Genomic DNA, 21,777 nt, shown 5'->3' with positions numbered 1-21,777 from the left:
CGATTACTTGGCCGGCGGCACGAAGGGCGAGTTGATGATGTTGAAGTAGTTGATGATCTCGACCACGGCCACCGGGGCGGTGATCAGGATGGTGCCGACGATGCCGACGAAGCTGGCGGTGGCGGCGGCGCCGACGAGGCAGCCGATGACCGGGCCCGCGCCGAACATGGTCGCGATCGGCAGGCTGGCGGCGAGGCCGACGGCAGCACCCAGCACACAGCCGACGATGCCGCCGAGCACGGTGGTGGTCAGGCCCGCCAGGGTGGCGGCCATGCTGATGTTGTCCTTCATGCGCGAGTAGGCGGCCTTCTCACGCTCGTACTCGTTCTTGAAACCGGCCTGGTCCTGGAACGGCAGGGCGACCGGCTTGTAGACGGCCTTGTCCATCTCGATCTCGGGGGTCAGGGTGGCGGTGTTGCCACTGATCTCCGCGGCGACCGGGAACAGGAAGTCGTCCACCTGGACCATGAGCGGGCCACCGGCCATCACGGTGCCATTGGCATCCTTGATCTTGAACAGACCGTCCTCGACGGCGACCGAGCCGCCGGCGGCCGAGATCTGGAGAGCCTTCTCCTTGACCTCGTAGGAGACCTCGACACCCTGGGCGGGGGCCGGAGCCGGGTCGGCGTGCACGGTGCCCGCGGTGACGCCCAGGGCAGCGATAACCATGGCCGACGTCGCGGCGAATTTCCTCATCAGCATTCTTTGAAACCTCGATACGAAGAGCTCGGGGGGACACGGGAATACAAATCGAGGTCAGCTAACGATCGGTGAACCTACTGTGACCGTTCATTCAATTCTTGTTCACCACAGCGCCGTACGCGTTGGTCGGCTCCTGGAAACACGCAGGTCGCGACCGGCTTTCTCGAACCTTCCGGACGGAATCGACAATCCGGACCGGCAAGTTTGTGTTCGAGATCACAAATAGTCGAGGTATATTCGTGACCGAATCGGGCGAATGTCGCGAGTTGGCGGCGAAATTGCGACATTTCGGCGCGGATTCCAGCCTACGGCGGTATTCGGTGTTTCCACCGCGTATCCGAATGCGCGCAGCCGGAACGCCGCCGCTGTGCTCGTCGGGTTACCTGACCGCCCCGGCCCGCCGCGAAACTCGGTAGGGTTCTGCTGTGCGACTGCTCGTAACCGGTGGCGCCGGCTTCATCGGCGCGAACTTCGTTCATCAGACCGTGAACCGACGGCCCGGCGTTCATGTCACCGTGCTGGACAAACTCACCTATGCCGGAAACCGGGCCTCACTGGACCCGGTGGCCGACCGCATCGAGTTCGTGCACGGTGACGTCGCCGATGCCGCGCTGGTGGACCGGCTGGTCGGGGGCGTGGACGCGGTGGTGCATTTCGCCGCCGAATCACACAACGACAATTCCCTCGCCGATCCGTGGCCGTTCGTCCAGACCAATATCGTCGGCACCTTCGCGCTGCTCCAGGCGGTGCGCAAACATCAGGTGCGCTACCACCACATCTCCACCGACGAGGTGTACGGCGATCTGGAACTCGACGATCCGACCGCGTTCACCGAGAACACGCCATACAACCCGTCCAGTCCCTATTCGGCCAGCAAGGCGTCCAGCGACATGCTGGTGCGCGCCTGGGTGCGCTCGTTCGGCATCCGGGCCACACTGTCCAACTGCAGCAACAACTTCGGCCCGTACCAGCACGTCGAGAAATTCATTCCGCGGCAGATCACCAATCTCATCGACGGTATCCGCCCCCGCCTCTACGGCGCCGGACATCAGGTGCGCGACTGGATCCACGTGGACGACCACAACAGCGCGGTATGGGAAATCCTGGAGCGCGGGCGCATCGGTCAGACGTATCTCATCGGCGCCGACGGCGAACGCGACAACAAATCGGTGGTGCGGCTCATTCTGGAGGCATTCGGCCGCGATCCGGACGACTTCGACCACGTCACCGACCGCCCCGGCCACGACCAGCGCTACGCCATCGATTCCACGCTGCTGCGCACCGAACTCGGCTGGACACCGGAATACCGCGACTTCCGCGCGGGACTGGCCGCCACCATCGACTGGTATCGCGCCAACGAATCCTGGTGGCGGCCGCAGAAAGCCGCCACCGAAAGCGCCTACGCGGCCGCGGGCGAGAAGGTTCTGTAAGCCGCGGAAGTCCGGTAGGCCGCGCGATATCCCGCACGCCGCGCGGCTTCTACCCCGGCTACCTCAGCCCCAGACGATGGAGCAGTATTTCGCGGCCGCGGCGATGAGCGCGAATACGGTGGCGGCCACGATGACGACGGCCGGTCCGCGTGACGGCGTCCGCCCCTCGGAATCGGTGAGCCGCAAGGGCATCCAGCGCAGCACCACCGCCATGGCGGCAATGGCCAGCGGCACGAAATACCGGCCCTGCACACCGTCGATGATGTAGTAGCCCACCGGGGTGAAGGACATGTACAGCGTCACGTAGATCATGGCGACGCTGGCCAATACGGTCAGCGCCACAATGGCGGTGCGCGCGTTACTCGCCCCCGGCAAACGATCGGCAATGCCGACGCTCACCGCGAAGGCGAGCAGACAGGCCAGCATCGTGATGGCCGGAACATCGATGTAGGCGAAGCCCAGTTCGCCGAAGAACTGGGTGAACCAGCGCTGGTCGCGCAGCCACACACTGTCGCCGAACACGCTCAGGAAGCGCAGCGGATCGCTCAGGATCTCCGAGAGCTGATCGCCCGGCCGCACGGTGCCCCACTGGTGCCGGGGCCGCATCAGGCTCATGCCCTCACCGGTCGGGGCGGCGACCTTCATCCACGCCGCGAACACGCCCGCACCGACGGCCGCGACCACCCAGGGCAGGAAGCGCAGCGGTCCGCGCAGACCGTAGCGCCGCGCCGGAATCAGCACGGTCAGCATGGCCAGCAGCACGTAGGTCGGCTTGCTGATCGGCAGCAGCACCGTGGCGGTGAGCGCCGCGACGGTCTCCGGCCGGGTCAGCCGGTCGCCGAGGAACAGCCCCTTCACCAGCAGCGCCGACACCAGGATGGCCAGCGCGTTGGTCATGGTGTCGGCGGTGACCGTGCCCGCCTGGAAGACCGCGATGGGCAGCACCGCCACCGTGAACGCCAGCCACTGCACCCGGTGCCCGCGCAGCGTCCGCAGCGCGAAGCCGACGATCAGCACGTAGGCCAGCAGACCGGACAGCCGGGTCACGGTATTGAGCGCGCCGACACTCAGGTCGAGCGCCTCGGAGAGCCGAATGCCCAGGGCCGCGGGGACATACGGAACGGGGGAGTAGGCGGCGGTATTGGTGAACCACACATCCCGGGTCTCCGACGTCACCGGTGCCGCGCCCAGGCGGTCGTAGACGCCCGGATCGGCGACCATCGGATCGGGTTCTTCGGGATTGTTGTTGTAGTCCTGGAATGCGTAGCTCATCAGCGCGTCGATGCTGGTCGGCACCTGACCGCCGTAGGCCACGTCGCGATCGTCGGCGATCTGTTCGGGGGTGAACCCGCCGTGCGCCACCTGATACGCCCGCCCGAACTGGGTGATCTCGTCGTGGCCCCAGAACGGCGGGGTGGCGACGGCGAACAGCGCCCCGAAGACCCCGGCAACCACGACGAAGGCCAGCGCCGCCGTACCGAACCGCCGTTCGACGGCGTCGACGATGCCGCTCATCCGACCGGCCCGCGTCGCACCGACTCCCACCTTGGCGGGCTGCGCGCGCTCGTCGGCGGCGACGGCCGCGTCGGTCGCCGTCGACGTGGCGCTCACGTCTTCGGGCGCAGCCGGTTTCGCGGCGCTCACCGCGTTCGGCCGCCGCACCTCGTCCCAGATCGGGGTATCGGTGGCAGCGGCCGGTCCGTCGCTTTCCGATGCGGCAGCGGCTGTCGTATCGGAGGTCGTCGCGGTGCTGTCGCCGCGCGTCCCGTTGCCGTTCTTCGATTCCACCGCGCCATTCTCCGACTCCACGGCCGAGTCTCCGGCCGACGCCGCGCCGGATTTGTCGGATACCGAGGTCATCGGCGCGAACCGCCGGAATGCTCGGGCTCCCGTTCTCCGGCTCCGACGGCCGAGTAGCGCAGATAGATCAGTCGCGCGGCCTCGTGCCGGGAGCGCTTGATGCCGTCGAGAATCAGACCGGCCGTCCACGCGAGCGTGCCGAACAGCAGCAGCGTGAAGCCGAGGAACAGCGTGGGGAATCGCGGCACCTCGTGAATCCGATAGAACTCCACCACGATCGGAACGATCAGAACGACCGACAGCAGCCAGGCCAGCGTGCCGAACAGCCCGTAGAAGGCGACCGGCCGCTCGTGCCGCGCCAAACCGATGATCAGGCGCAGGATCTTGAACCCGTCGTGATAGGTGCGCAGTTTGGATTCACTGCCCGCCGGGCGATCCCGGAAGCCGACCGGCACCGCGGTCTGCGGCACCCGCAGATGCTGCGAATGCACCGTCAACTCGGTCTCGATCTCGAACTCGCGCGACACCGCCGGGAAGCTCTTCACGAAACGCCGGGAGAACACCCGGTACCCGCTCAGCATGTCCTCGACGTTCTCGCCGAACACCTTGCCGACCACGCCGTTGAGCACCTTGTTGCCGGTCTCGTGACCGACCCGGTACGCGGACTCGCCCGCGAGTTCCCGCCGCACCCCCAGTACGTGGTCGTACGGACCCTCCAGCAGCGTCTTGATCATCAGCGGTGCGGCCGCGGCGTCGTAGGTGTCGTCGCCGTCGATCATCAGATAGATGTCGGCCTCGATATCGGCGAAGGCGCGGCGCACCACGTTGCCCTTGCCCTTGCGGTACTCGGTCCGCACGATCGCTCCGGCCTCGCGCGCCCGCTCCGCGGTCGCGTCGGTGCTCAGATTGTCGTAGACGTACACGACGATGCCCGGCACGGCGGCCTTCAGGTCGGTGACGACCTTCGCCACCGCGGCCTCTTCGTTGTGGCACGGCACGATGGCGGCAATGCGAAGCTCGGTGGACTCCACCCGGTCAATCCTTGCGATCGGAAGGGATAACGACATCGGGAGGGTACAGGCAGTGACCCCCGCCGCACCCGCTCACCCTCTCATCCCTCCGGCATACCCGCACCCCGAGGCCGCATGCCTCGCGTGTCGGCTCCGACTCGCCGTACGACGGCGCTGCTGCCGCCGCCCGGCCGGGTGTGCGCGGTCCGGACTGTCTCGAGCCCGCGACGGATCGCGCATCTCCGTTTCTGCGGTACCGTCGGCCCGGTGTCCACCAGTGAGCCCACGGTCACCGAGCCGGATCGAGGCGTGTCCCTGACCGGCAAGGCGCGCGCGTTCCTGCGCAAGGGCGGCGCCTTCCTGGTGGTCGGCGCCATCGGATTCCTGGTCGACGCGGGCACCTACAACGTGCTCGTGTTCTGGGGTGGCGAGGGCCCGCTGTTCCACGCCCCGCTGCCCGCCAAGATCATCGCCATCGGCGTGGCCACCGTCGTCACCTATTTCGGCAACAAATGGTGGACCTACTCCGATCACGGGGGCGAGACCGGCACCCGCCACATCCTCGTCTACGCCCTGCTCAATGTCATGGCCATCGGACTGCAACTGAGCTGCCTGGGTTTCTCCCGCTATGTGCTCGGGCTCGACAGTCCCTTGGCGGACAACATCTCCGGAACTCTGGTGGGCCAGGCGGTGGCCATGGGCTTCCGATTCTGGGCGTACGGGAAGTTCGTATTCACCGGCCCGCGCGACAATGACGGCTAGCGCGGGTTCACGGTGCTCGGCGGCGGACGCATTGATATTCTCGCCCCGCCGAGCGCGTTCGTGGAACTGCGTCCACGTCATGGTTGAGCCGGTTTCTGTGGTAATTCGAGGGATAAGGGATTCATGGTGGACCAGTCGGGTGGGCAGGCCGTGACCGAGATCAGCGACCGGGAGACCGTGGCCGCGCCGGAGGCCCTGCGTGCCGATCACGCCGCACCGGAGCGGCTCGTGCTGGCGCGCGGCGTCTTCACCGGCCCCGCGCCGCGTATCAGCGACGATCTGTACGCGGTCGTCAAGGGCGGCAAGGCGACCCGGGAACGCTTCACGCTGCGCCTGCCCAAGGGCGCGAGCGCGCACACCAACACCTACTTCGGCCGTTTCGCCGCCAGCTACTGGCAGCGCTGGACCACGGTCACCGAGGTCGAGGCCACCCTCACCCTGGAGGTGACGGGCAAGACCCTGGTCCGCCTGGCCGCCTCCGACATCGCGGGGCACCGGCGCGTGGTCGCCACCGCGGAGACCCGGGAGAGCGGCCGCGTCGCGCTGCGCGCCGCCCTGGACATGTATGTCGACGGCGGGGCCATGTGGCTGGAGATCGACGCCGTCGGCGGTGAGGTGCTGATCAGCGACCTGCAGTGGACCGCGCCCGCGCCGGAGCGGGTGCGCCCGGTGGCCATCGCCATCTGCACCTTCAACCGGGCCGAGGACTGCGCGCACACGGTGGCGGCGCTGGCCTCGGATCCGACCGTGCTCGACGCCATCGACGCCGTCTACGTCGTCGACCAGGGCACCGACCTGGTGCAGGACCGCCCGCTGTTCCAGCAGACCCAGCCGCGTCTGGGTGACAAGCTGCGCTACATCCGGCAGCCGAATCTCGGTGGGGCGGGCGGCTTCACGCGCGGGCTCTACGAGGTGTCGGCGGCCAATGAGCACGCCGACGTCATCCTCATGGACGACGACATCCTGTGCGAGCCCGAAACGGTGCTGCGGCTCAACGCCTTCGCGAACGTGACCGTGGAACCCACGCTGGTCGGCGCGCAGATGCTGTTCCTCTACAACCCCGATTACCTGAACGTCGGTGCGGAGGAGACCGATCTCGGCAAGCTGCGGCACGGCCAGAAGGTGTCGAAGGCGCTGCGCAACACCAGCATGCTCAAGAAGCATCAGGAGCGCCGCGTGGACGCCGGGTACAACGCCTGGTGGACCTGCCTCATCCCGGCCGAGGTGGTGGCGCGCATCGGGCTGCCGGTGCCGATCTTCTTCCAGTGGGACGACGTCGAATACGGTCTGCGCGCCCGCGAGCACGGGTTCGTCACCGTCACCCTGCCGGGCGCCGCCGTCTGGCACGCGGACTTCTACTGGAAGGACTTCGACGACTGGGCGCGCTACTTCTCCTCGCGCAACTCCCTCATCGTCTCCTCGCTGCACGCCGACCTGGACCCCAAAGCCGTTACCCGGCAACTGCTCCGCGAGATCGGCGAGTACCTGGTCGGCATGCAGTACGGCCTGGCGCACACCACGCTCCAGGGCATCGAGGACTACCTGAAGGGGCCGGAGGCGCTGCGCGACGGCGGCCAGGCCGCGCTCGCCGCCGCCCGCTCCTCCCGCGCCGACTATCCGGAGACCGTCAAGCATTCGGCCGCCACCGCCCCGGTTCCCAACGCGCACATCGGCATCCGCCGCGCGGGCGGTGAACCCAGCCGCCCCCTGCTGATCCTGTTCAAGCGTGCCATCACGCAGTGGACCGGTCGCACCCAGCCCGGACCGGTCGGCGTCACCCGCGAGGACGCGCACTGGTGGCACATCTCGCTGTTCGACCACGTGGTGGTCACCGACGCCTCGCAGTCCGGCGTCCGAATCCGCAAGCGGGACAAGGCCACCGCCCGCCGCCTGCTGCTGCGCGCCATCCGGGTGCTGCGGCAGCTCCGCCGCGAACTCCCCGACCTGCAACGCCGCTACCGCGCCGCCATGCCGGAACTCACCAGCCGCCGGAACTGGGAGCGCCTCTACGGCATCGACGCCGAGTGACGACGCGCTGATCCCCCCGCCCCCACAGCGATCCGGCGACGCTTCGCCCCATTGAATCTGCCACGCCCGCCGCGCACCTGCAACCGGGTTTCAGGGCCTACCGCGCGGCGGTGAGCAGTGCGCGGGTGGCCGATGGCAGGTCTGCTTCGAGCCAGTCGGGCAGGCCGTCGCCGTGGGCGTGCCTGCGGATGGCGGCATAGGGCAGGTCGACGATGGCGCGGGCCACCGCGTCGAGTTCGCGCGGGCCGTCGCTGCCGTAGATGCCGCGGGCGATGCGGTGCAGGTGCTCGATGAGCGGCGCGTTCATGGTGGTGAGGCGGTCGCCGAACGCGGTGTCGGGTGCCCCGTCCAGCAGGTCGCTGGGCCGCAGGTTGAGCAGCAGGCGGGCATCGTCGAGGGATTCGCGGCCGAAGGCGACGGAGGCGGCGCAGATGGCCACCGCCGCCTCGATCGGATCGTCCACGGCGGCGGCCTCGAGCACCCGGGCCTGGAAGCGCTCCAGCGCGCGGATCCACGCGGCGGTGAGAACCCCGTTTCTGTTGCCGAAGCGGTGGTAGAGGGTGCCCACGGGCGCGCCGCTGGCCTCGGCGATGGCGGCCACCGAGGCCGCGCGCGGGCCGTCACGCAGCACCAGCGAGCGGGCTGCGTCGAGGATCACGTCGGTGTCGTGCTTCCGGGGAGGTGCCATGAACTAGTACAGTCCTTCTATATGGAGCGTTTGCCCTATATTGATCAGCATTCCAGGATAGTCGCCGCCGATCGGGAACGGACCTGGGCAGCCCTGCTGCGATCGGCCAGCGGTAATCCCGACGATCTCAGCACACTGCCGCACGGATTCGGGCTCGACGAGGCCGAGCCGCCCCGACGTTTGACGCTCACCGGCGCGAATCGGATCACCAGCTACGGCATCACCTGGCGGCTGGAGGAGGTGGACGCGCACCGCACCCGGCTCACCGCCGAGAGCCGCGCCGCATTCCACGGCCGTATCGGAAAGCTCTACCGCGCGCTGGTCATCGGGACCGGCGCGCACGCCTTCGTCGTGCGGCGATTGCTGCGCCGCACCGCGGCCGCGGCGGCCCGGTCATGACGCCCGGACAGGTGTGGGGCGCCGACTCCGGCGAACTCGCCGCGCGCATGCCCTGCGACAGCCTGATTTCCGGGCCGTCGTTGATCTGTGACCGGGCGGTCGCCATCGACGCCCCGCCCTCCGTGGTCTTCGCCTGGCTGTGCCAGCTGCGCAAGTCCCCGTACAGCTACGACCTGCTCGACAACTTCGGCCGCCGCAGCCCCCGGGTACGCGATCCGGAATTGACGAATCTGGCGGTGGGGCAACGCTTCATGGGCGCGTTCGACCTCGTCGACTTCACGCCCGGCGAGCACATCACCCTGGGCACGTCGCACGTGGCGGTCACCTACGCGGTGCGGGTGCACGCGGACGCGGGCAGCCGCCTGCATGTCCGGGTGCTCTTCCGGGGGCCGCGCGTCATCACCGTCCCGCTGGCATTCGGCGATTTCGTCATGATGCGCAAGCAGCTGCTCACCCTGAAGGAGTTGGCCGAGCGGGAGGCACGGGCGGCGGCCTGACCCCTCGGCGCTGCGGAGAGCCGAGGGGTCGGGCCGTCTCGATCAGCCGGCGGAGCCGCTGGGGCCCGAGGCGGGCGGATCGTTGTCGACCTCGGCGTGGTCGTGACGGATGGTCTGCGCGAACGTCGGCACCGGGCGACCCGGCTCGAATACGGGCGGTGGCACGTCCACGGTCCCGTCCAGCCGCGTCGTCGGCGGCTGCGACTCCCAGCTGCCCGGCTCGGTGAAGGCTGGGCAGTTCACCTGCACGTCCACCGTCGCGCGGGGCGATACATAGGTGGATACCGGCACACTGTCGTAGATCGTGTTGCCGCCTACCCCGCAGGTCGCGACCGAGTCGATCCGGTACGTGTCGTCGGTGTCGTTGCGACAGGTGAAACCGTCGCAGGAGACGCCCGGCGCGAGTTCCTGAGCGGTCGCGGCGGGTGCCGTCATGGCGACGGCACCCGCGAACAGTGTGGCGGTGCCGATCCCGATGAGAAAACGTCTCTGCCCCATAGGAATTGCCTCCTTCGGTCTGAAAACTTCCTTACCGAAGGCTTATCGGGCGAAGATCATTTCAGTTACGCAGCGACGCAAGCTGTTTCGTTCACAGGAAGAGATCCGTGGTCAACGGCCCATCGCCCGGCACCACCCGGTACCTGTCCAGATCGGTGACCCCGTGCGCCGCCAGCACCTCGTCGTCGATGAAGAAATTGCCGCTGGTGTCCTTGGCAGGGGAGGTGAGCACCAGATAGGCCGCGTCCGCGTAGATGTCCGGCGTGCGGGAGGTGGCGATCATCTGTTCCCCGCCGAGCAGATTCTTCACCGCCGCGGTGGCGATGGTGGTGCGCGGCCACAGCGAGTTCACGCCGATGCCGTACTTGCGCAGTTCCTCGGCCAATCCCAGCGTGGTGAGCGACATGCCGTATTTGGCGATGGTGTAGCCGAGTGAACTGCCCGCCCATTTCGGGTCCAGGTTGAGCGGCGGGGACAGGGTGAGGATGTGCGGGTTGCGGCCCGCCGCGGCGGAATCCTTCAGCGCCGGGATGCAGAGTTTGGAGAGCAGGAAGCTGCCTCGGCAGTTGATGTCCTGCATGAGGTCGTACTTCTTCATGGGCAGCACCTCGGTGGGCGACAGGTCGATGGCCGAGGCATTGTTGACCACCATGTCGATGCCGCCGAAGCGCTGCGTGGTGAGCTGGACCGCCTCGGCCACCGCTTCGTCGTCGCGGACGTCGCCGACGAACTTGAGTACCTGGCCGCCCGCCTGCTCCAACTCGGCCGCCGCGGTGTGGATGGTGCCCGGCAGCTTCGGATGCGGCGTATCGGTCTTGGCGATGAGCGTGATGTTCGCCCCGTCCGCCGCCGCCCGCCGGGCGATCTCCAGCCCGATCCCGCGGCTGCCACCCGACATGATCATGGTCTTGCCCGCCAGCGGCTTCGCAGCGTCTGTCATGGGTACCACTCCTGTTCGTCTGCCTTCGCCCCGTTTCGATCATCCGCGCGTCGGCACGCGAACGGGGTGAAAACCTGCCGAATCGGACACTAAGCCACGGTCGGTCTATATGCAACTAGGTGCATAGTGACCGCACGACCGATGCTGAAAGACCGGACGGTCGGCGGCGCCCCCGCCGACCGTCGCGGTTCTCGCCCTCAGTGGTGGCCGCGGTCCTTGTACATGCGCCGCTGCTGCTTGGCGATATCCCGCCGGACCTTCGTGCGCTCCGCCCGCAGCCGGTGATCGGTCCGCGCCGCCATCCACTCGTTCTCCCGCGAAAGCTTGCGGTAGCTGTCGAAGCGGCGCTGCGGCAGCGCACCCGAATCGAGGGCCTCCCGAACCGCACACCCGGGCTCCCGTTCGTGCGCGCAGTCGCTGAAACGGCATGCCGCGGCGAGGGATTCGATATCGCTGAAGGTGCGGCCGATACCCGCGCTCGCATCCCACAGGCCGACCGAGCGCAATCCGGGCGTATCGATCAGCGCGCCCCCGCCGGGCAGCGGGCGCAGCTCCCGGTGCACCGTGGTGTGCCGCCCCCGCTTGTCGTTCGCGCGCACGGCCTCGGTGGCGAACACCTCCGCGCCGAGCAGTGCGTTGGCGAGCGTGGATTTTCCGGCTCCGGACGGACCGATGAGCGCGACCGTGCCGGTCAGCACCGACACGAGCACATCCATCCCCAGTCCCGTCGACGCGCTGACGCCCAGCACCGTCGCCCCCGGCGCGACCGCCCGCACCTGCTCCAGCGGAACGGTCACGGCCGCATCGGCTTTGGTCAACACCACCACCGGTCGCGCCCCGGATTCCCAGGCCAGTGCGAGCAGGCGCTCGATCCGCCCGAGATCCACATCGCCGTCGGCGGGCGAACAGATGAGCACGGTGTCCACATTGGCCGCCAGCACCTGATCGGCCGACCGCGCCCGGGAATCCGAATGCCCCGACACCGCCGCCCGCACAATGGCGGTGCGGCGCGGCAGCAGCATGCGCACCACCGCGTCGTTCAACATCCGCCGGGTATCCGGCCGCGCACCGGAGTCACTGCCCAACCCGACCCAGTCGCCGGTGCACAGCCCGCTCACCTCGGAGTCGGCGCGCGGGCAGCGGGCGCGCACGACCACCGCCGTCATCCGGTCGGGCAGTCGGGTATCGGAAATCGGTACCGCCACTTCGCATTCGCTGCGCTCCATGCGCAGCACACGGGCCGGTACGAGGGTGTCGCCGAGCAGCGGCAGGCAGTCGGCGGCGACGGCCGGAGTCCAGCCGTAGGGAATGAGCAGGTCGTAATCGACCACAGACATGATGGGAGAGTCCTCGATAGGGCACCGAGCCCTTCCCGGGACTCAGTGCGGGCAAGTGGAGATGGATACGATCCGGGCGAAACCTCGCCCCGGCACGACAATCCGCGGTGTCGTTCGCACGTGTATCCACCTCCCATCTCTCCTCGAGCGGTCACCGACCGCGAGCCCGACAACGAACGGCATCACCCTGCCAGCGGCGGGGCGACGACCGCAACCTATTTTTCCGGCGTCGGCTTGTGGAACTGTTCGCGGCGGCCCAGCCGCTGCAACCGCAGCCACTCCATGAGTCCGGCCGGGTCCTTCTGCTGGATCAGGAAGAACCACCCGAACCGCGCCACCTCCTGCGGCAGCAGCTTGCGCATCCCCGGCTGTGACATCAGATACCCGCGATTGCGGTAGGTGAAGTACCGCTTCACCGGATCGTCCGGGTACTGGGTGTGCATGCGCCCACCGAGAATCGGCTTGAACTCCGCCGACCCGTTGGGATGCAGGTAGGCGGTCTGCAAGCAGGTGCCGAACGGCAGCCCGGAGCGCACCAGCCGCCGATGCACCTCCACCTCGTCACCGCGCACGAACAGCCGCAGATCCGGCACGCCGATCACATCCACGGCCTCCGCGGAGACCAGCGCGCCGTTGAACAGCGAGGCGATACCCGGCAGGAAATCCTCCTCGCCGAGTTCGGAGCGCAGCCGCCGCCACACCAGGCCGCGCCGCAGCGGGAAGGCCAGCCGATCCGGTTCGTCGATATCCGCCACCACCGGCGACACCTCGACCAGACCGTGCCGCTTCGCGCAGTCGAACAGCGTCTCCAGCACCTCCGGGCCCTCGGGCCGACCGTCGTCGTCGGCCAGCCACACCCAGTCCGCGCCCATGGTGAGCGCGTGCAGAATGCCCAGCGCGAAACCGCCCGCACCGCCCAGATTGTGTTCCGAGCCCAGGTAGGTGGTCTCGATGGGCTGCTCCCGGACCAGCTCGCCGACCTCGGGTTCGTTGCCGTTGTCCACCACGATCAGGTGATCGATGGGGCGAGTCTGCGCGCTGAGTACCTTCAGTGACTCGGCGAGCAGTTCGCGGCGCTTGTGGGTGACCACCACCGCGATGATCCTGGCACCGTCGTAGATCGGCGAATGCTGATCGGTCATGCGGGATTTCGCTCCATCTCACGTTCGCGTTGCAGTTCACGCAGCACATGCGCCACGTGATCCCCGGCTTCGTCGCCCTCGTAGGCGCGCACCACTTCTTCGATTCCGCCGTGCATCCGAACATGCCCGTGGTCGATCCACAATGCCGAATCGCACAACTGGGCAAGAAATTCGTTCGAATGACTGGCGAATACCAGGATGCCCGAACGTGAAACAAGTTCTTGGAGGCGCACCCGCGCCTTCTTCATGAATTCCGCGTCGACCGCGCCGATGCCCTCGTCCAGCAGCAGGATTTCCGGGTCGATGGAGGTGACCACGCCCATGGCCAGGCGCACCCGCATGCCGGTGGAATAGGTGCGCAGCGGCATCTCCAAATAGTCACCCAGCTCGGTGAATTCGGCGATCTCGTCGATCTTGGCGAGCATCTGCTTGCGGGTCTGCCCGAGGAACAGGCCGCGGATGATGATGTTGTCGTACCCGGAGATCTCCGGATCCATGCCGACGCCCAGATCGAAGACCGGCGCGACGCGGCCGCGAATGCACGCGGTGCCTCGACTCGGCTCGTAGATGCCCGAAAGCAGGCGCAGCAGCGTCGATTTGCCCGCACCGTTGTGGCCGACCAGACCGACCTTGTCGCCCTCCTTCAAGGACAGCGAGATGTCGCGCAGCGCCTCCACCACCACCACATCGGACTGGTTGCGCCCGATCGCGCCGCCCGCCTTGCCGAGGAACGCCTTCTTCAGCGACCGCGACTTGGCGTCGAAGATCGGGAACTCCACCCACGCGTTCTGGGTCTCGATACTCACATGTTCGGTCATGCCATCACACCCAGTACGGGACGCGGGAACGGAATTGCTTCATAGCCAGTATCGCCACCGCCCAGCCGACAACGGTAATCACCGCCACCACGATCCAGCTGCGCAGATGGATCGGGTCGCCCAGCAGCGGGGCGCGCACGATCTCCAGGTAGTGATACGTCGGCACCAACTCCACCAGTTTCGCGCGCTCGCTCACCGCGCCGCCCTGATCGTGCAGCGCCTTGGTGGTCCACATGACCGGGGTGAGCACGAACAGCATGAGCGTGGTGCTGCCGAGGATCGGCGCGATATCGCGATAGCGGGTGCTGAAGATGCCGAAGAAGATGGTCACCCACATGGCGTTCAGGAACAGCAGCAGAATGCCCGGAATCGCCAGCAGGATGGTCCAGTCCAGATTCCGCCACACGCCGAACAGCACCAGCATCAGGATGTAGATGGCGGCGTTGTGGATGAAGAAGAGGAACTGCCGCCACACCAGCCGGTAGACGTGCACGCTCAACGCCGAGGGCAGTTGCTTGATGAGGCCCTCGTTGGCGATGAACACATCCGAGCCCTCGAGGATGCTCGCCGAGATCACGCCCCACACGATCAGGCCGACCGTGACATAGGGCAGGTACTCGCGCAGCGGCTGATCCAGCAGCGTGGAATAGAGGATGCCCATCGCCGTCGCCTGCATACCCGTGGCGATGGTGATCCAGAACGGTCCCAGCACCGATCTGCGGTAGCGCTGCTTGATGTCCTGCCAGCCGAGCGACAGCCACAACTCGCGCTGGGAGAAGCCCTGGCGGAAATCCTTGAACGCACGGCGGAACGACTGGGAGTCCGACACTAGCGGCACCGGGGAGTCGGCGGTGGGCGCCTCGAGCGTCGCCGAGTCGGTGGGAGCAGCAGCAGGCACAGCACCTGACTGTACCGCCTCCCCGAATCTTCAGCGGGCGGCCGTCAGCCGTTGGCTGTTGTGCATCCGTGCCTGCGTTGGGAGCCGAGTCAATTCTGGGCGTACCCGGGGAGTTACCCGCATCGTGCGAGATCAGTTGTCACGTTCGATGCAGCGGGGTGCTGGTGTGGCTGGTGTCGGGCGGGTTGGGAGCGCGGGCGCTCCCAACCCGGTGTTCAGATCAGAGATACTGCCCGCTGCCGCCGGTTACGCCGCCGCCGGGGTGGCGGGGGTCGGGGGTGTGGGTGCCTGGGGGGAGTTGGCGCATTTGCTCGAGTTGGGCTCGGGCGGCCATCTGTTGGGCGAAGAGGGCGGTTTGGATGCCGTGGAAGAGGCCCTCGAGCCAGCCGACCAGTTGGGCCTGGGCGATGCGGAGCTCGGCGTCCGAGGGGACGGTCTCGTCGCTGAAGGGGAGGGCCAGGCGTTCCAGCTCGTCGCGCAGCTCCGGGGCGAGGCCCTGCTCCAGTTCCTGGATGGAGGTGCGGTGGATCTCGGCCAGGCGGGTGCGGCTGGCGTCGTCCAGCGGCGCGTGCCGGACCTCCTCGAGTAGCTGTTTGATCATGGTTCCGATGCGCATGACCTTGGCGGGCTGCTCGACCATATCGGCGAGCGACTCTTCTTTTTCGTCGGATTCGCCGGTTTTGTCGTCGCCCATCACATCGCCGGTGAGCGCTTCGTCGCCGGTCGAACCCGATTGCGCGCTCGCCGGAATGATCAACGGTCGGCCCTCGGGACCAATCACGACAATGGAATCCGGTGTCCCGTCCGATTGCGTCATATTCCCTATCCTGCCGTCTCCCGGTCGAACGCGCTAAGGCACCCGCCGACGGGAGTCGAACACAGCAACACGGTTACGCCGGTCTGGCAACTGCCTTTAGAGTGGCCTGCATGACTTACGACGTCGCAAGGGTGCGGGGCCTCATACCGTCCCTGGGCGACGGCTGGATCCATCTCGACCCGCAAGCCGGCATGCTGGTCCCGGATTCGGTATCGCGGGCCGTATCAACAGGTTTCCGGACCTCCGCCTTCTCGCACACCAACCGGCACGGCGCCGCCAAGCGCAGTGCCGCCATCCTGGAGGCCGCCCGCGAGGCGGTCGCGGACCTGGTCGGCGGCGATCCGGCGGGCGTGGTGCTCGGCCCCGACCGGGCGGTGCTGCTGGCCTGGCTGGCCGAGTCGCTGAGTTCCCGGCTGGGTCTGGGCACCGGGATCGTGCTGTCGCGTCTGGACGACGAGGCCAATGTCGCGCCGTGGCTGCGGATCGCGAATCGGTATGGCGCGCACGTGCGCTGGGCGGAAGTGGAGATCGAGACCTGCGAAATGCCCGCGTGGCAGTTCGAGGAGCTGATCGGACCCACCGCCCGGCTGGTCGCGCTGACCGCGGCGTCACCGATCGTGGGTTCGGCCCCGGCGGTGCGGGTGGCGGCCGACCGGGTGCACGAGGTGGGCGGCCTGCTGGTGGCCGACTGCTTCGGCGCCGCCCCGTACGCGCTCATCGACATCGACGAACTGAATGCCGACGTCGTCGCGCTCAGCGCCCCGGCCTGGGGCGGCCCGCAGATCGGCGCGCTGGTGTTCCGTGACCCGGCCTTCCTGGACCGCATCCCCTCCATGTCGCTCAACCCCTACGCCAAGGGTGCGGAACGGCTGGAGGTCGGCGGCCACCAGTATGCCCTGCTCGCCGGGCTGACCACCTCCATCGACTACCTGGCCGGCCTGGACGAGCGCGCCACCGGCACCCGCCGTGAACGCCTCGAGATGTCCATCACCTCCCTGCAGGACTACCACGACCAGCTCTTCGAGCACCTCATGGAAACCCTGGACACCATCCCCAACCTCACCGTCATCGGCCGCGCCTCCACCCGCATCCCCACGGTGTCGTTCACCATCGCGGGCATGCAGGCCGAGAAGGTCTCGGCCAAACTGGCCGACGCCCGCATCGGCACCCTCAGCGGGTCACACGGCGGCAGCCGCCTGCTCGACGCCCTCGGCGTCAACGACGAAGGCGGCGCGGTCACCATCGGCCTGGCCCCGTACACCACCAGATTCGAGATCGACCAACTAGGCCGCGCGCTCGCGGCGCTCGACACCTAGCGGTCGCGGCGAACAGCACCCGCCGTCGGGGCGGGTACGGGCTCGGCCCGTGCGTGACCCATGGCTGATAAGTGCCATTCGCCCATCAGCGCCATCCGGGTGGGTCGGCCACCGTCGCGCGATCACGGGTGAACGGCGTTGCGGTACCCGTTCCGCCGAACCCGCAGGGGCCCGCTCATCGGTGTGTGCTCTCGCCGATCGCGAGGATGACCTTGCCCACCGTCTTGTCGGAGTCCAGCAGCCGGTGGGCTTCGCCCACCTCGGTCACCGGCAGCTCGGCGTGCACGACCGGCGTCACCGTCCCGTCGGCGACCAGGGGCCACAGGTGCTGCCGCAATTCGGCGATGATCTCGGCCTTGGAGCCGCGTCCGGTGGCGGGGCGGCGGCGCAGATTGGTGGCGTGGATGGTGCCGCGCTTGCCCAGCAGCGCGCCCAGATTCAGTTCGGCTTTCACGCCGCCCTGCATGCCGATGACCACCAGCTGCCCGTCCTCGGCCAAGGCGTCGACATTGCGAGACAGATAGGACGCGCCCATCACGTCGAGAATGATGTCCGCGCCGGAACCCTCCGCCCGCAGCACCTCCACGAAATCCTGTTCCCGGTAATTGATGAGAATGCTCGCGCCCAATTCCGCGCAGGCGTCCAGTTTCAACCGCGAACCGGCGGTCACCGCCACCCGCGCCCCGCGGCTCACCGCCACCTGAATGGCGTGCGTCCCGATCCCGCTGCCGCCACCGTGAATCAGCAGCAACTGCCCGGCGTGCAGCCCGGCCCGCATGACCAGATTCGACCACACCGTGGCCGCGACCTCCGGCAGCGCCGCCGCGGCGGCCAGATCCAGCTCCGCCGGCACCGGCAACACCTGTGTCGCGGGCACCACCACGCGCTCGGCGTACCCGCCACCGGACAGCAGCGCGCACACCCGGTCGCCGGGGCGCAGATCCCGCACTCCCGCACCGACTTCCGCGATCACGCCGGAGCACTCCAGCCCGATGATCTCGCTGGCTCCCGGCGGCGGCGGATAGAACCCCTGCCGCTGCAGCAGATCCGCCCGGTTGACCCCGGCGGCCACCACCTCGATCGCGACCTCACCCGGCCCGGGCGCGGGCAGGTCGGGAACCTCCGCCCACCGCATGACCTCGGGCCCGCCGAATCCGTCCAGAGTCACCGCGTACATACCAGCGAGCCTACGACGCCCGCCGCTGCCGGATTCCCATCCAGCGCTCGGGCAGCGCACAGCATCCTGTCAGCTTCTACCGGCAGGCTGGGACCCGCAGCTCGAGAAAGGAGTTCCCATGGTGGGATTCATCGTGACGCTGGCCATGTTCGGAATGCTGCTCATGATGGCCGTGTCCGCACCGCTGGCCGGTACCTCGTCGCGCGCCCTGGTACGGGTGCGCCGCCGCTGATCCTGCGACCGGAGAGCCGAATTTCCGCAAGGTTTTCCGACGTCGACGCGCCGTGTGGTCCAAACCACTAGCGTCTCGTGAATGAGCAGTTTCGTCGACTTCCAGTTCGAGATCTACTTTCAGGGCCTCGGCGGTACCGTCCCCGCACTACCGATGACCGCGGCCGGACTGGAAGCACGCGCCCGGGAGGTGCTCGACCCCGCGGCGTTCGCCTATGTGGCGGGCAGTGCCTCGGCGGAACGCACCGCCGCCGCCAATCTCGCCGCCTTCGACACATACCGGCTGCTGCCGCGCATGCTGCGCGGGGCCACCGGACCCGGTGTCCGTGACCTGTCGGTGGAGGTGCTCGGCACCCGCTTCGCCGCGCCCGTGCTGACCGCGCCGATCGGCGTGCTCGGGCTGTTGCACGAGCGCGGTGAGACCGTGGTCGCCGACGTGACCCGGGAGCTGGGCATCGGCATGGTGCTGTCCACCGCCGCCTCCTCCACCATCGAGGAGGTGGGCGAGCGGGCGGGCGACTGGTGGTACCAGCTGTACTGGCCGAACGATCCCGAACTCGCCCGCTCCTTCGTCGAGCGCGCCGAGAAGGCCGGAGCCAAGGCCATCGTGGTCACCGTCGACACCCCCGCGCTCGGGTGGCGGCCGCGCGACCTCGAGCACGGACATCTGCCGTTCCTGCACGGCAAGGGCATCGCCAACTACCTGTCCGATCCGGTCTTCCGGGCCCGGTTGGCCGCCGCGCCCGAGGAGGGCGAGGAGGCCATGCGCAATGCCATCCTCACCTGGGCCGGACTCTTCGGCAATCACGCCCTGCGCCCGGCCGATATCGGCCACCTGCGCGAATGGACCGAGCTGCCGATCGCGGTGAAGGGCGTCCTGCACCCCGACGACGCCCGCCAGTGCGTGGACGCCGGAGCCGACGGCGTGATCGTCAGCAATCACGGCGGCCGCCAGGTGGACGGCGCGGTCGCCGCCCTCGATGCGCTGCCGACCATTGTCGCGACCGTCGGCGACCGGGCCGATGTGCTCTTCGACTCCGGGATCCGCACCGGGTCCGATGTCATGGTCGCGTTGGCGCTGGGTGCGAAGGCCGTCCTGCACGGGCGGCCGTGGGCGTACGGTCTCGGCATCGCGGGAGCCGACGGTGTCCGCCACGCGCTGCGCTGCCTGCTCGCGGATTTCGATGCGGCCATGGGGCTTTCGGGTTGCACGTCGGTCGGCGACCTGTCCCGCACCATGATCTCCTCCTTCCGTTGACACCATGCGCTCGGCAGCACCCAGACCGGCCGGAGCGCCGGAATACAATGAGCCGGTGGTCGACGGTCCCGGGGGTCGCACAGCGACCGAACCGAGGTGGCTCACCCCGGCGCAGCAGCGTGCGTGGCGGGCCTATATGGAAGGCTCGCAGCGCCTCATGGCCGAACTCAACCGGCAGCTGCTGGCCGACAGCCGACTATCCCTGGCCGATTACCGCATCCTGGTGAAACTGTCCGAGGCGCCCGGCCGCGCCATGCGCATGAGCGACCTGGCCGACGGCGTGCTGTCCTCCCGCAGCCGCCTCACCCACCAGATCCGCCGCATGGAAGCCCAGCACATGGTGCGCCGCACCTCCGCCGAGGAGGACGGCCGCGGCGTCCGCGCCCACCTCACCGAGGAGGGCATGCGCCGCCTGCGCGCCGCCGCACCCGGCCACGTCGACGCCGTCCACCGCGACTTCATCGACCTCCTCACCCCCCAGCAACTGGAAGCCGTAGCCGCCGCCTTCACCCTGATCGGCCGCGCCCTCGACCAACGCCCACCCCCGTAACCACCGATCTCGCCGATCCGCTCCGAGCCGCCGCCCCCACGCGGCCGGCCCGGAGCGCGGCGGGGGCGATCAATCCACCACTGCTAATATCGGTGCCCTGGAAGCGTGGCAGAGCGGCCGAATGCACTCGCCTTGAAAGCGAGCGTCGTGAGAGCGACCGGGGGTTCAAATCCCTCCGCTTCCGCCAAGTCCGAGCGGGTCGGAACCAGTTCCCGAAACCGGTGCCGACCGCCGGTCACCACAGCGGTCGACGGGCGGCCGGTGGATCGGATCACCCCTCCGGTGCCACCGACGAAAGCCCTTCGGCCGCTTCCGAACTCGTTCCCCGCGTAAGCCGCCGCACCCCAGTGTTCCGATCGGTCGGCTTGTGTGCGGTGTCACGACACGATCGCTTCGGCGTCAGGCTTGCCTCACGATGCCTCTGGCACACTGGCGACCGTGCCCCGCCACCAGTGGTGTCGTCTCGTCGGCGCGATCGCCTGCGCCGCACTGATACTCGGTGCGGCGTCTCCGGTCGCCGCCCGCCCACCCGCGGATTCCGGTTCGGCGGAAGGTAATTCGGCCGTCCCGGAGGTCTCCGTCGCCGCGGCGCCCGCCATCGAACGGGTGGAACCCATCGACGACCGCTTCCTCACGGTCTTCGTGCGCTCCCCGGCCATGGGCCGTGTCGTCTCCGTTCAGGTGCTGCTGCCCGCCGACCGCAGCCGACCCCGCCCGACCCTCTACATGCTCGACGGCCGCAGCGCCGCCGAGGACGTGAACAACTGGACCGCCCGAGGCGGCGCCCTCGAATTCTTCGCCGACAAGCCGGTGAACGTGGTCTTCACCCTCGGCGGCGCGTCCAGCTACTACACCGACTGGAAACGCCCTGATCCGCATCTCGGCGTCAATCAGTGGGAGACCTTCCTCACCCGCGAACTGCCGCCCCTGATCGACGCCCACTTCGACGGCAACGGCCGCTACGCCGTCCAGGGCGTCTCCATGGGCGCGGAGGCCGCCATGATGCTGGCCGTGCGCCGCCCCGGCCACTTCTCCGCCATCGCCGCCCACAGCGGTTGCTACGCGGTCAGTTCCGACTACGGCCGCGCCCAGGCTCAGGCCGTCGTCACCACCGACGGCGGCGACACCGCCAACATGTTCGGTGAGGAGGACGACCCCCAGTGGGCCGCCCACGACGTCCACGCCCACGCGGAAGCCCTGCGCGGCACCAGCATCTACCTCTCCGCCGGTATCGGCCTGCCCGGCCTGCACGACCTCCCCGGCACCCCGGAATACCCCGACTCCATCCTCTTCGGCGGCCCCCTGGAGGCCGGCGCCTACGCCTGCACCCTCCAACTCATCGACCGCCTCAGCCAGATCGGCATCCCCATCACCGCCAACCTCCGCCCCACCGGCACCCACTCCTGGCCGTACTGGCGCGACGAATTGCCCCGCGCTTGGCCCACTCTCGCCGCGGGGCTCGGTATCGGCTGACCGCCG

The 21,777-nt window shown here is 68.3% G+C and carries 21 protein-coding genes and 1 tRNA gene; 10 read left to right on the top strand and 12 right to left on the bottom strand.

Going from position 1 to position 21,777, the window contains the following annotated elements:
• Window positions 1-3: 3 nt before the first annotated feature.
• On the bottom strand, window positions 4-702 hold the full coding sequence (locus FOH10_RS30615; protein ID WP_029930390.1) for a DUF8020 domain-containing protein: 699 nt from the start codon (window positions 700-702) through the stop codon (window positions 4-6).
• A 425-nt stretch (window positions 703-1,127) separates the two neighbouring features.
• Here FOH10_RS30615 and rfbB point away from each other — a divergent pair, with 425 nt between their 5' ends.
• Entirely contained in the window at window positions 1,128-2,132 is a 1,005-nt protein-coding gene (gene rfbB, locus FOH10_RS30610; protein ID WP_143983274.1) for a dTDP-glucose 4,6-dehydratase, read from the top strand.
• A gap of 63 nt (window positions 2,133-2,195) precedes the next feature.
• On the opposite strand, the gene FOH10_RS30605 is transcribed toward rfbB, so the two are convergent.
• Window positions 2,196-3,992, bottom strand: a complete 1,797-nt coding sequence (locus FOH10_RS30605; protein ID WP_143983273.1) for a DUF2142 domain-containing protein — start codon at window positions 3,990-3,992, stop codon at window positions 2,196-2,198.
• A complete protein-coding gene (locus FOH10_RS30600; RefSeq protein ID WP_143983272.1) occupies window positions 3,989-4,963 on the bottom strand; it encodes a glycosyltransferase in 975 nt (324 codons plus the stop codon). The genes FOH10_RS30605 and FOH10_RS30600 overlap by 4 nt, the downstream gene beginning before the upstream one ends.
• Window positions 4,964-5,209: 246 nt before the next feature.
• On the opposite strand from FOH10_RS30600, the gene FOH10_RS30595 reads away from it, so the two are divergent.
• Both FOH10_RS30595 and FOH10_RS30590 read left to right on the top strand, forming a co-directional pair.
• Window positions 5,210-5,704: a GtrA family protein gene (locus tag FOH10_RS30595; protein WP_244961442.1), complete on the top strand. Its 495-nt coding sequence runs from the start codon at window positions 5,210-5,212 to the stop codon at window positions 5,702-5,704.
• Between the two features lie 123 nt (window positions 5,705-5,827).
• A complete protein-coding gene (locus tag FOH10_RS30590) occupies window positions 5,828-7,732 on the top strand; it encodes a glycosyltransferase (protein ID WP_143983270.1) in 1,905 nt (634 codons plus the stop codon).
• Between the two features lie 97 nt (window positions 7,733-7,829).
• On the opposite strand, the gene FOH10_RS30585 is transcribed toward FOH10_RS30590, so the two are convergent.
• Window positions 7,830-8,420 (bottom strand): TetR/AcrR family transcriptional regulator, encoded by a 591-nt coding sequence (locus tag FOH10_RS30585; RefSeq protein WP_143983269.1) that lies wholly within the window; start codon window positions 8,418-8,420, stop codon window positions 7,830-7,832.
• 21 nt (window positions 8,421-8,441) lie between these two features.
• On the opposite strand from FOH10_RS30585, the gene FOH10_RS30580 reads away from it, so the two are divergent.
• A complete protein-coding gene (locus FOH10_RS30580) occupies window positions 8,442-8,819 on the top strand; it encodes a hypothetical protein (protein WP_143983268.1) in 378 nt (125 codons plus the stop codon).
• Entirely contained in the window at window positions 8,816-9,316 is a 501-nt protein-coding gene (locus tag FOH10_RS30575; RefSeq protein ID WP_143983267.1) for a hypothetical protein, read from the top strand. The genes FOH10_RS30580 and FOH10_RS30575 overlap by 4 nt, the downstream gene beginning before the upstream one ends.
• Before the next feature lie 42 nt (window positions 9,317-9,358).
• On the opposite strand, the gene FOH10_RS30570 is transcribed toward FOH10_RS30575, so the two are convergent.
• The 7 genes from FOH10_RS30570 to FOH10_RS30540 all read right to left on the bottom strand — a co-directional run bounded on the left by FOH10_RS30570 (window position 9,359) and on the right by FOH10_RS30540 (window position 15,766).
• Window positions 9,359-9,814: a hypothetical protein gene (locus FOH10_RS30570; protein WP_143983266.1), complete on the bottom strand. Its 456-nt coding sequence runs from the start codon at window positions 9,812-9,814 to the stop codon at window positions 9,359-9,361.
• 91 nt (window positions 9,815-9,905) lie between these two features.
• On the bottom strand, window positions 9,906-10,754 hold the full coding sequence (locus FOH10_RS30565; RefSeq protein WP_143983265.1) for an SDR family oxidoreductase: 849 nt from the start codon (window positions 10,752-10,754) through the stop codon (window positions 9,906-9,908).
• Between the two features lie 197 nt (window positions 10,755-10,951).
• Window positions 10,952-12,085: a ribosome small subunit-dependent GTPase A gene (gene rsgA / locus FOH10_RS30560; RefSeq protein ID WP_244962135.1), complete on the bottom strand. Its 1,134-nt coding sequence runs from the start codon at window positions 12,083-12,085 to the stop codon at window positions 10,952-10,954.
• 221 nt (window positions 12,086-12,306) lie between these two features.
• Complete coding sequence (glfT1, locus tag FOH10_RS30555; RefSeq protein ID WP_143983263.1) at window positions 12,307-13,233, bottom strand: galactofuranosyltransferase GlfT1; 927 nt, start codon at window positions 13,231-13,233, stop codon at window positions 12,307-12,309.
• Window positions 13,230-14,051: a galactan export ABC transporter ATP-binding subunit Wzt/RfbE gene (gene wzt, locus FOH10_RS30550; RefSeq protein WP_143983262.1), complete on the bottom strand. Its 822-nt coding sequence runs from the start codon at window positions 14,049-14,051 to the stop codon at window positions 13,230-13,232. Before wzt ends, glfT1 begins: the two co-directional genes overlap by 4 nt.
• A 4-nt stretch (window positions 14,052-14,055) precedes the next feature.
• Entirely contained in the window at window positions 14,056-14,889 is an 834-nt protein-coding gene (wzm, locus tag FOH10_RS30545; RefSeq protein WP_052373382.1) for a galactan export ABC transporter permease subunit Wzm/RfbD, read from the bottom strand.
• Window positions 14,890-15,169: 280 nt separating this feature from the next.
• Window positions 15,170-15,766 (bottom strand): bacterial proteasome activator family protein, encoded by a 597-nt coding sequence (locus FOH10_RS30540; protein WP_029930374.1) that lies wholly within the window; start codon window positions 15,764-15,766, stop codon window positions 15,170-15,172.
• Window positions 15,767-15,876: 110 nt separating this feature from the next.
• On the opposite strand from FOH10_RS30540, the gene FOH10_RS30535 reads away from it, so the two are divergent.
• Window positions 15,877-17,082, top strand: a complete 1,206-nt coding sequence (locus FOH10_RS30535) for a cysteine desulfurase-like protein (protein WP_039808579.1) — start codon at window positions 15,877-15,879, stop codon at window positions 17,080-17,082.
• Between the two features lie 175 nt (window positions 17,083-17,257).
• On the opposite strand, the gene FOH10_RS30530 is transcribed toward FOH10_RS30535, so the two are convergent.
• On the bottom strand, window positions 17,258-18,259 hold the full coding sequence (locus tag FOH10_RS30530; protein WP_143983261.1) for an NAD(P)H-quinone oxidoreductase: 1,002 nt from the start codon (window positions 18,257-18,259) through the stop codon (window positions 17,258-17,260).
• Between the two features lie 313 nt (window positions 18,260-18,572).
• Here FOH10_RS30530 and FOH10_RS30525 point away from each other — a divergent pair, with 313 nt between their 5' ends.
• The 4 genes from FOH10_RS30525 (at window position 18,573) to FOH10_RS30510 (ending at window position 21,771) form a co-directional block, all read left to right on the top strand.
• Complete coding sequence (locus FOH10_RS30525; RefSeq protein ID WP_143983260.1) at window positions 18,573-19,748, top strand: alpha-hydroxy-acid oxidizing protein; 1,176 nt, start codon at window positions 18,573-18,575, stop codon at window positions 19,746-19,748.
• 136 nt (window positions 19,749-19,884) lie between these two features.
• Complete coding sequence (locus tag FOH10_RS30520; RefSeq protein ID WP_081592153.1) at window positions 19,885-20,298, top strand: MarR family winged helix-turn-helix transcriptional regulator; 414 nt, start codon at window positions 19,885-19,887, stop codon at window positions 20,296-20,298.
• A gap of 99 nt (window positions 20,299-20,397) precedes the next feature.
• Window positions 20,398-20,485 (top strand) — tRNA-Ser (locus tag FOH10_RS30515).
• Window positions 20,486-20,736: 251 nt separating this feature from the next.
• Entirely contained in the window at window positions 20,737-21,771 is a 1,035-nt protein-coding gene (locus FOH10_RS30510) for an alpha/beta hydrolase (RefSeq protein WP_186000630.1), read from the top strand.
• The last annotated feature ends 6 nt before the right edge of the window (window positions 21,772-21,777 follow it).

Source organism: Nocardia otitidiscaviarum (assembly GCF_007362295.1).
Taxonomy (GTDB): Bacteria; Actinomycetota; Actinomycetes; order Mycobacteriales; family Mycobacteriaceae; genus Nocardia; species Nocardia otitidiscaviarum.
Note: the sequence above shows the minus strand (reverse complement) of the source record. Positions and strands in the feature narration are given on the sequence as shown.